Genomic DNA, 6,884 nt, shown 5'->3' on the forward strand with positions numbered 1-6,884 from the left:
GGCTGTAGGCCCTCGATTGGAATCCCGTTCCGTGATGACGGCCTGCGTGTACTCGGTGCGTCTCACCCAGGGGCCACAGCAACGTGCCTCACGATCTTGTCTCTTCGCCGGGCCGGTGACATCTGCAGGGGGCCGGGGTCGGCTTGCTCGTCGGGTGGTGGGGGAAGATCGGCGGGCCGTGTCGGCGAGATCGGCCGGCGACGTACAACGAGGACAAGGCGGGCGGGATGAGCGAGCACGGCCGACGGCGGCGTCACCGTACGGTGGACCGGGTCGTGTGGATCCTGGAGGTTGCCGCGCGGGCGCCGGGCGGGGTGAACGTGGCCGAGTTGGCGCGGACGGTCGGGGCGCCGGCGAGTTCGGTGCAGGATCTGGTCAACGGACTTGTCGCGACGGGTTTTCTGCTGGAACAGCGCCGGCGCTTCCGGCTCGGGCCCGCCCCGCACGTCCTCAACCTCATCGCCGGCCGGGTCGTCCCGCGGATCAGCCAGGCCGAGCTCAACGAACTGAGCCGCGTCGCGGGTACCCCGGTGCTGCTCACGGTGCGGGCCGGGCTCGACGCCGTGCACCTCGCGCGCGGCGGCGAGGACGAGATTCCCCGCCTCGTGCCGCTCGCCGACGAGCACATGGCCCGGCCGCTCCTGCGCACCGCCGCGGGCCGTCTGCTGCTGGCCTTCACCGACGAGGCGGAGCGCCGTGGGCTGCTCGACGAGCTCGCCCGCCACGACTTCGAGGCGGTCGCCGAGTTCCGCCGCGCTCTTCCGGGGATCCGCGCGTCGCGGATCAGTCGCAGCGAGGGTCTGGCCGATCCCGAGGTCAGCGCGCTCGCGATCCCCGTCACTGATGGCCCCGTCGTCACGGGTGCCCTGGTTCTGACGCACCGGCGTCGTGGCCGCTCGGAGCGGCTGAGTCTGGACCGGGCGGCGGCCCGGCTCCTCGCGCACATCCAGGAGGGGCGGACGTGACGTCCGCATCGGTTCACGGATATCCGTGAATGCGGGCGCTCGTGCCGTGTCGGGAACGAGCATCCCGGCATGACTTCGAACACGCTGACCACGGCCGAGCCGACGCCTCCGTCGTCCACCGGCGAGATGGTCTCCCGGCTGCTGCACACCCTCGGCCCCCCGATCCGGCTCGGGGGGCCGAGGACATCACCGTCGTCGGGGCCGATCCCCTGGTGCCCTCGGTGCACCGTCTCGCCGGTGCCATGGCTGCCGCGATCGGGGTCTTCGGGCGGCAGACGGCGGCGGTCGGTGAACAGCGCGGTCACCCGCACCAGAGGGTTCGGGTGCAGGCCGGAGCCGCGATCGACCAGCTCATGGCGACGCATCACACGACGCTGTCGGGGCGCCCGCTCGGTGATCTGCTCGACGATCCGACCCTGCTCGGCAACAACGACTTCTACCGGGCGCGCGACGGCCGGTGGATGTTCATCATCACCACCTATCCGCATCTGCGGGACGCGGTCCACTCCGTGCTGAGGTGCGGGCTCGACAAGGTGGGGATCGCGCTGGCCGCGGCCGACTGGGATGCCTTCACGCTGGAGGAGGCCATCTGCGCGCGGGGCGGCGTCGCCTGCGTGGTGCGCAGCCGGGACGAGTGGCTCGCGCACCCCGCGGGGCGCCATGTCGCGCAGCGCCCGGTCGTCGAGATCGAACGCGTCGGTGACGGACCGGTCCGGCCTCTGGAGCCGATCGGTGCGGCCGAGGCGCTTGCGGGCGTACGGGTGCTCGATCTCACCCATGTCATCGCAGGTCCCGTCGCGGCGCGGCTCCTCGCCCAGTTCGGCGCCGACGTGCTGCACGTGTCGCGTCCCGACCGCCCCGACCCGATCCCGATGATCGCGATGACCGGCGGCGGCAAGCGCAACGCCTACTGCGACCTGCGCGACGATCACGACCGTGCGGCCTTCCACGACGCGCTCCAGGACGCGGACGTCTTCGTCCACGCCTACCGGGGACTTGCCCGGCACGGGGCGTCGACCGAGGAACTCGTCCGGCGCCGCCCCGGACTCATCACCCTCGAATACCACGCCTGGGGCGCCGACGGCCCCTGGGGCGAACGCGGCGGGTTCGACCAACTTGCCTGCTCGGCAACCGGATTCGCCGTCGAGGAGTGGACCGAGCGGCCGTCGCTGCCGCCGACGTACCTGCTCAATGACTACCTCGCCGCCTACCTCGGGGCTGCCGCCGTCGCAACGGTCCTGCGCCGACGTGCGGCGGAGGGCGGCTCGTGGCGGATCCGCGTGACCTTGGCCGGGGTGTGTCACTGGGTGCAGGAACTCGGTCTGCTTGCGCGGGAGGACGTACTCGGCCTGCCCCGGCCCGGGCGCGCGCCGCGCTGTCGACCACGGGGACCGACTTCGGCCCGCTCACCGAACCGGCGACACCGTTCGCGTACAGCGGGCGCACGGTCCCCCAGCCCGGCTGGCGGTCCCCGCTCGGGTCTGCTGCGCTCCAGTGGAGCTAGGCCACTTCTACGGCACCTTTCCAGACTGCCGGCGAGCCGCCGACGGTGACGATCCGAAGTGACGCCGGCGGGATTCGACGCTCAGGAGCAACGGCACGCACATCGTCGTCTCTGGCGACGACAACGGCAGCGACCAGCCCTGGCAACCGAAACCGCTGCCCCGTGCCGACCAATGCGGCGAGTTCCACCGCATCTGCCCCTTCGGCACCACGTGTCCGCCGCCGCCCGTACCGCACCACCGTTCATCCACCGCACCCGATACCCCAGGAGGCACAGGAAGACGTCCGAGAAGCCGAGCGGCCCGTCCGGCCGAGGACTCCTCGCCGGAGTCCGCGTCATCGAACTGGCCAGCGTGATCATGGCTCCGTACGCCGCGCAGCAACTCGGCGACTTGGGCGCCGACGTGATCAAAGTCGAGTCGCCCACCGGTGACATGACGCGCCACTACCCGCCACAGCGCCACCCCGGCATGGGCGGCGCGGCACTCAACCTGAACCGCAACAAGCGCAGCGCCGCCATCGACCTCAAGGCCCCGTCCGGCCGCGACGCCCTGCTCGCCCTGCTGCGCACCGCCGACGTCCTCATCACCAACCTGCGCCCGCAGGCCCTGGAGAAGCTCCGCCTCGGCTACCACGACATCGCGGCCGTCAACCCCGGCCTGGTCTATGCCAACGCCCAGGGCTTCCGCAGCGACAGCCGCTACGGCACCCACGCCGCGTACGACGACATCATCCAGGCGGCCAGCGGCCTGGTCTGGCTCAACCACCAGGTCTCCGGCCAACCCCACTACGTTCCCACCGTGCTGGCCGACAAGATCTGCGGCATGCAGATCGCCCAGTCGGTACTGGCCGCGCTGCACTACCGGGAGCACGGCGGCACCGGACAACACATCGAGGTCCCGATGGCCGACACCATGCTCGCCTTCAACCTGGTCGAGCACCTGGGCGCGGCCGCCCTGGAAAAGGCGTTCGGCTCGCCGCGCTCGCTCAGCCCGCACCGCCGCGCCCTGCGCACCGCCGACGGCTGGATGTGCATCCTGTCGCAGAGCGACCGCAACTGGCGGGACTTCACCGCCTTCGTCGCCCGTCCCGAGCTGACCGCCGACCCGCGCTTCGCCACCGGCCCCGACCGGGCCCGCAACGCCGACGCGTTCTATCCGCTGCTCGCGGAGCTGACGCCACAGCATATTAGCGCCGAGTGGCAGGAGTTCTGCGACCGGGCGGGCATCGCAGCGCCCCCGTGCTCGACCTGGCCTCCGTTGCCACCACCGCCTACGCCCGCGAGGGCGGCCTGCTGCGCGAGGCCGACCACCCCACCGAGGGCCGCTACCGGGTCATCGGCCTCCCGGTCCACTACTCGGCCGACCCGGAGCCGGAACTACGGCCCCGCCCGGCCATCGGCCAGCACACCGAGGAGGTCCTCCGCGAAGCCGGCTTCGACCCTTCCCTGCTGCACCCCACAGGCTGACCGAATTCCCGTACCGAAAAGAAACCAACCGCTCATTCACCAGCCCAGGAGCGAATGAACCATGTCGCCTTCAACGCCTTCACCGATGGCATTCCCCGACGGCATCCTGCCCGAATCGGCCTGCCGACTCCGTACCGAGGTCCGCGCTTTTCTCGACGAGGAGCGCGCCCGCGGTACCGTACTCGGCCGCCCCGACTCCTGGCTGGCCGGCTGGGACCCCGACTTCAGCCGCCGCCTAGCGGAGCGCGGCTGGGTCGGCATGGCCCTGCCCGTCGAGTACGGCGGCGCCGGACGCGGCTTCCTGGAGCGCTACGTCGTGATCGAGGAACTGCTCGCCGCCGGCGCCCCGGTCAGCGCCCACTGGGTCTCCGATCGGCAAGCCGGCCCGTCCATCCTCCAGCACGGCACCGAGGAGCAATGCCGCTGAGGGTTCAGGGCGGCGCCACCAGCGGCGCTTGGGAGCGGACATTGCTCCCCGGCCCGTACCCTGCGGCACCGCGGGCAGCGGTCCTCCGCCTCAGGCCTCGGGCCGGATAATGGGTGGAGGTTCGATGTTGGTGATGACAGGGTGAGGCGCATGCCGTCGCCTGCCGTCGAACAGCTGCTCAGTGAGCTGCACGCCTCTCTGAAGCTGCGCAAGCGTCCGGAGGACGTGGCCCAGCTCATCCAAGACCTGTACGCGGCCCAGGGAACTCACCTCGACCCGGCCACCGAGGCAGCTCTCACCAAAGCCACTGAGCACTCACTGCGCAGGCTGTGGCACGGCTACACCTCCATGCTGGAGGGCTTCGCCCGACCTGTCGGCGCACAGCGCCAGCTCGCCCGCGCGGCACGCCTGTTCACGAGCGTGCCGGACCTCCCGGACGGCGCTGGGGATGATCCCGAGCAGATCGAGGCGGTAATCCGCCGCGCGGGGGAGGAGATCCGTCGCGCCTATGGGCACAACGACTTCGGCAGGGACCGTCTCGACCGAGCCGAGCGCGCGGAGGCCGGACTGGGCGAGATATCCAAGCGCCAGTACAACAAGCGCTTCCGGCTGTTGTGCCGGATGGAGGCCAAAATGAGCCGGCTCATCCACGAGCAGCGCCGTCGCGAGGTCACCATCACCGGTAAGGGCGCACTCGCCCACACGCTGCCGTACGAACTGTTCGCCGCCGACCCGGACACCGCGGCCTTCGTCGCGTACGTCACCGCACGAAGCTACATGAGGAGCATCTTCACTAACGGCAAGCAGAGGCAGGTGTACGACGAAGTCGCTGACGCCCTGTTCCGGCGACTTCAGGCACACCCCGAGCAGACCCGTTGGTACGCGATCGCGCATGTGCATCCGACGGCCGAAGTACTCGAGAGATTGTCCGACGAGGACCTCACTCAGCTGTTGGCACACTGGACCCGCTTTCTACGGGAGGTGGCCGAGCTGCTGGAGGACGCCTGGGGGCGCTGCCCTCTGGAGCGCGACACCATGATCGTGCGCCGGGGCAACGACTCGTCGACGTGGAACCAGGCCGCGCAGGCGTGGAACACAGCGCGGGCGCACTGGTTGGCGCTGCTGACCGAGCTGGGTCGGGTGGAGGTCCTGGACCGGATCTGCCCCGGCAAGGTGCCCCGCCTGATGGCGGCCGATGTGGCGTACTGGCACCGCATGAGCGGTGGCGGGCTGCATCCGGACACTTACGTTTGGGCAGAGCTGCCGCTGCCCTGGGAAGTACTGCGGGGCGAGAAGGAGTGCCCGCGCTCGCTGGTCGAGGCGGCCTGCGCGCGACACGGCGTGGACCCGGTGGCCGGTGCCTGGACCGCCCCCAGGCCAGCAGCCAAGGCCGTCGCCTTCCGTCGGACGCCCGAGCTTGTGCATGGGGTTGCCGTCGCCGATCCCCTCATGGCGAGCGCCCTCCGGTCGGCTGGGATCTTCTCGGGCAAAGGCAAGCGCGCCGCCGCGCAGGAGTGGCTGTAGCGCCGGCCCGGCCGCCCGTGCCCGCTGTTTCGCGTTCCGCGACAAACCAGTTGACCCACGCGTTGGCTCCCGCAATGATCACTCGGCGACGAGGAAGCTCTGCGGAGGAGCGCCCGGCTCTGATCCCGGGTGGACGCAGGTTCGAATCCTGCCCTCGTCGCCCTCTCGATCCTCGCCGGAGCCGCTACGAATGTGGCGAGCTGATCGAGCACAAGGAACTGCCGGCCTGATGAACACTCCTGAATCGCTGCGGGTTCTGTAGAGACTCTAGGTTGTGGCTGTGACCTGCAGGTTTGGTTGTTGTTGGCTGTAGTACGCGGCTTCGTACTCGACGGGTGGAGTGTGGCCGAGCTCACTGTGGAGCCTGGTCGAGTTGAACCAGTCGACGTACTCGGCGGTGGCGATCTCGACGTCGGTCAGGGTCCGCCAGGGCCCTTGGCGCTTGATGAGCTCGGTTTTGTAGAGACCGATGGTCGATTCCATCAGGGCGTTGTCCAAGGCATCGCCGACCGAGCCGATGCTCGCGGCGATCTTCTCTTTCGCCAGGTGGGTGGCCAGGCGGAACGACGTGTACTGCGAGCCGGCATCGGAGTGGTGAATCAACTCCCTTGGCTGGACCGGGAATCCGGTGCGGTCCCGCTGCCAAAGGCCCATCTCGAGCGCGGACAGGATCAGCGGGGTCTGCTTGTTGGTGGCCACCGACCAGCCGACGATCCGCCGGGAGAAGGTGTCGACGACGAAGGCGACATAGACGGTGCCCGCCCAGGCCGCCACGTGCGTGAAGTCCGCGACCCACACCCGGTTGGGAGCGCTCGCGACGAAGTCGCGCTTCAGCAGGTCGGGCGCCCGGTCGACACTCTTGTCCGACACTGTGGTGACGATCTTCTTGCCTCGCACCGCTCCTGACAGCCCTTCGGCTTTCATGAGGCGGGAGACCGTGCACTGGGCGACGGTGTGGCCGCGTCGCTGGAGTTCGGCCCAGACTTTGCGGTAGCCG

At 70.0% G+C, this 6,884-nt stretch carries 5 protein-coding genes, 1 tRNA gene and 1 pseudogene; 6 read left to right on the forward strand and 1 reads right to left on the reverse strand.

Features of this window, described 5'->3' with window-relative positions; all coding sequences use genetic code 11:
* Positions 1-227: 227 nt before the first annotated feature.
* The 6 genes and pseudogenes from ACH4J0_RS36810 (at position 228) to ACH4J0_RS36835 (ending at position 6,047) form a co-directional block, all read left to right on the forward strand.
* Positions 228-965, forward strand: coding sequence for a helix-turn-helix domain-containing protein (locus ACH4J0_RS36810; RefSeq protein WP_396245536.1), 738 nt, complete (start codon positions 228-230; stop codon positions 963-965).
* Positions 966-1,207: 242 nt separating this feature from the next.
* The gene (locus ACH4J0_RS36815; RefSeq protein WP_396245537.1) at positions 1,208-2,518 is read left to right on the forward strand and encodes a CoA transferase; all 1,311 of its coding nucleotides are present in this window, start codon (positions 1,208-1,210) and stop codon (positions 2,516-2,518) included.
* A 309-nt stretch (positions 2,519-2,827) separates the two neighbouring features.
* Positions 2,828-3,936: pseudogene (locus ACH4J0_RS36820) on the forward strand (CaiB/BaiF CoA transferase family protein).
* A gap of 85 nt (positions 3,937-4,021) precedes the next feature.
* A complete protein-coding gene (locus ACH4J0_RS36825; protein ID WP_396245538.1) occupies positions 4,022-4,363 on the forward strand; it encodes an acyl-CoA dehydrogenase family protein in 342 nt (113 codons plus the stop codon).
* Positions 4,364-4,513: 150 nt separating this feature from the next.
* Positions 4,514-5,887 (forward strand): hypothetical protein, encoded by a 1,374-nt coding sequence (locus ACH4J0_RS36830; RefSeq protein ID WP_396245539.1) that lies wholly within the window; start codon positions 4,514-4,516, stop codon positions 5,885-5,887.
* 87 nt (positions 5,888-5,974) lie between these two features.
* A tRNA-Gln gene (locus tag ACH4J0_RS36835) sits at positions 5,975-6,047 on the forward strand.
* A 107-nt stretch (positions 6,048-6,154) separates the two neighbouring features.
* Here the strand turns inward: ACH4J0_RS36835 and ACH4J0_RS36840 are convergent.
* Positions 6,155-6,884: IS3 family transposase (locus tag ACH4J0_RS36840; protein ID WP_396245540.1), on the reverse strand; the 730-nt coding region annotated here is incomplete at its 5' end.

The sequence above is a fragment of the Kitasatospora sp. NPDC017646 genome, assembly GCF_044329365.1.
Taxonomy (GTDB): Bacteria; Actinomycetota; Actinomycetes; order Streptomycetales; family Streptomycetaceae; genus Kitasatospora.